Raw genomic sequence first — 2,456 nt, forward strand, 5'->3', positions numbered from 1 at the left:
AATTGACAAACTGCTCAGAGCCAACGATGCCCAATTTGGTCAAGCCCACTCTCTGTGCATTGGCCATCACGGCCGCAGCCGCTTCGTACTTCGCCTTCGCATGCGAGCGAATGTGCAACTCAGGCTGCGGCTGCTGCGCTGATGCCTCAGCAAGCTTCGCCTCCAGCTCTGAGCGGGTGACAGGCGTGCCATTCCAATTGATCACGCTGGCCGCATCCACATCGATCTTGATCACCACCGGATCGGCCTTCTTGGCCGCATTGCTTGCCACCGGCATGTCCAAATTCACCGAATGCAGTTGTACCGGGATCGTGATGATCAGCATGATCAACAGCACCAACATCACGTCAATCAACGGTGTGGTGTTCATGTCAATCATGACCTCCGGCTCGTCGCTGGAACTCGTTCCTACGTTCATTCCCATGCTCTGCTCCTTCAGTTACCGGGCTCGGTGATGAAGCCAACTTTGGTGATGCCTGCTCGCTGGACCGCGTACATCACGCGCCCCACTGACTCGAAATCACTCTGGCCGTCTCCCCGGATCTGCACCTCGGGCTGAGGTTTCATCACCGAGAACTTCTTCATGCGCTCGAGCAAATCGGTGCTGTTTTTCATCTTGGTGTCGTACAGGTATATCCCACCTGCTTTGTCCACCGAGATGATCACGTTCTCGGGCTTGGTCTCGCGCACCACGTTCTTTTCTTTGGGCAAGTCCACCTTGATGGAGGTGGTCACCACGGGGATCGTGATCAAAAAGATGATCAAGAGCACCAGCATCACGTCCACCAGGGGCGTGGTGTTGATGGTGCCGATGATCTCGTCATCGGCTTCGCCTACGTTCATGGCCATGTTGGCTCCTCCTGTGATCGCTTGGGCGATGCCGCCACCACTCAAGCGAAGGAAATGCGAAGGGATTTACTTCTTGGCCGAGCCGAGCAGCACAGCATGCAGGTCAGAGCCAAAGGCGTTGACTTGCTCCATCACGGCCTTGTTACGACGCACCAACCAGTTGTAACCAAGCACAGCAGGTACCGCCACAGCCAAACCAATGGCGGTCATGATCAGGGCCTCACCCACGGGACCCGCCACCTTGTCGATCGAGGCCTGACCGGAGATGCCAATCTTGACCAGCGCGTGGTAAATGCCCCAAACGGTACCGAACAGACCCACGAACGGCGCTGTAGAGCCCACTGTGGCCAAGACAGCCAGCCCGTCTTGCATGCGGCTTTGCACGTTGCCAATGGCACGCTGGATGCTCATGGTCACCCACTCATTGAAGTCCACGGCGCCCAGCAAGCCGGTGTGCTTGGACGCACCCTCCAAACCCTTCTCGGCGATAAAGCGGAAAGCCGAGCCTTCTTGCAGGGTGTCTTTGCCCTGCGCAACTGTGTTGGCCGACCAGAAACTTTCTTGTGCCGCTTTGGCTTGCTTGTTTAACTTGGCTTGCTCTGCGTATTTGGTGAAGATGACATACCAAGAGGCCATGCTCATCAGCACCAAAATCAGCAGTGTGCCCTTGGCCACGGCATCGCCTTGCGCCCACAACGCGCTCAGTCCGTAGGGGTTTTCTTCAGCGGCTGCAGCGGCGGCTGCGACCACCGGGGCCGAGGCGGCTGCCGCCGCATCGACCGCTTGCGCCATGGCCGATCCCGCCGCCATCAATGGCGCAAGGACGGTGGCAATAGAGATGTGTTTGAAAGATGGTTTGATCATGGTGAGGGACTCCTCTAAATGGATTAACAGGCGTTTATCGGATGTTTGAACTGCGCGGCTGGATCATTCCAGCCGCCAGGTGTATTTCATGTTGGCCCAACCCTGCTCGGGCTTGCCGTCAACGGTCGCAGGCTTGAATGAGCAGCGTGACAAACCGGCCCTTGCCGCTTCGTCCAGGCGCTTGTAGCCGGAACTCTTTTCTACTTCGGCCTGGATGACTTTGCCATCCACACCCACGAGGAATCGCAGGCTCACTGTGCCCTCTTCTTCCAGACGACGTGATGCGCTGGGGTAATCAGGCGTTTCGCAATTGGCCGAGTTGACCACTGCAGCCACACGCACAGGCGCTGCTTTAACCACCGGGGCTGGCGCAGGCGCAACCGGCGCTGGTGCAGTTACAACAACGGGTGCTGGTGGCTGTGGTGTTGCCGTCACGGCCGCAATGGCATTGACTGGCTCAGGCGCTGCAACCGCCACTTCCACCGGTGGTACGTAAGCCGGCGGGGGCGGTGGCAAGTTTTTGGGCTGCGGAGGTGGAGGCGGAGGCGGTGGTGGTGGTGGTGGTGGAATATCAGGCTTTGCCTCCTCCAGCAAGATCGCCTCTACCGGGCCCTGAATCTTTTTGACAACCGCGCGGGCCAAGCCCGAGCTGATGGCCCAAAAGAGCAAAAGGTGCAACACCACTACCAGCCCCAGCCCAATCAGGTGCTTGGTCGGCTTTCTTTGCCGGCTGGCGTAATCGT

The 2,456-nt window shown here is 58.3% G+C and carries 4 protein-coding genes; all 4 read right to left on the minus strand.

The window, feature by feature from the left end; all coding sequences use genetic code 11:
- The coding region (locus B9Z50_RS17310) for a biopolymer transporter ExbD (protein ID WP_108365994.1) at window positions 1-424 on the minus strand (424 nt) is incomplete at its 3' end.
- Between the two features lie 11 nt (window positions 425-435).
- On the minus strand, window positions 436-849 hold the full coding sequence (locus B9Z50_RS17315; protein ID WP_108365995.1) for a biopolymer transporter ExbD: 414 nt from the start codon (window positions 847-849) through the stop codon (window positions 436-438).
- Window positions 850-915: 66 nt separating this feature from the next.
- The gene (locus B9Z50_RS17320) at window positions 916-1,713 is read right to left on the minus strand and encodes a MotA/TolQ/ExbB proton channel family protein (protein ID WP_108365993.1); all 798 of its coding nucleotides are present in this window, start codon (window positions 1,711-1,713) and stop codon (window positions 916-918) included.
- A 63-nt stretch (window positions 1,714-1,776) separates the two neighbouring features.
- The coding region (locus B9Z50_RS17325; RefSeq protein ID WP_233249928.1) for an energy transducer TonB at window positions 1,777-2,456 on the minus strand (680 nt) is incomplete at its 5' end.

Source organism: Limnohabitans sp. Bal53, assembly GCF_003063355.1.
Classification (GTDB): domain Bacteria; phylum Pseudomonadota; class Gammaproteobacteria; order Burkholderiales; family Burkholderiaceae_C; genus Limnohabitans_A.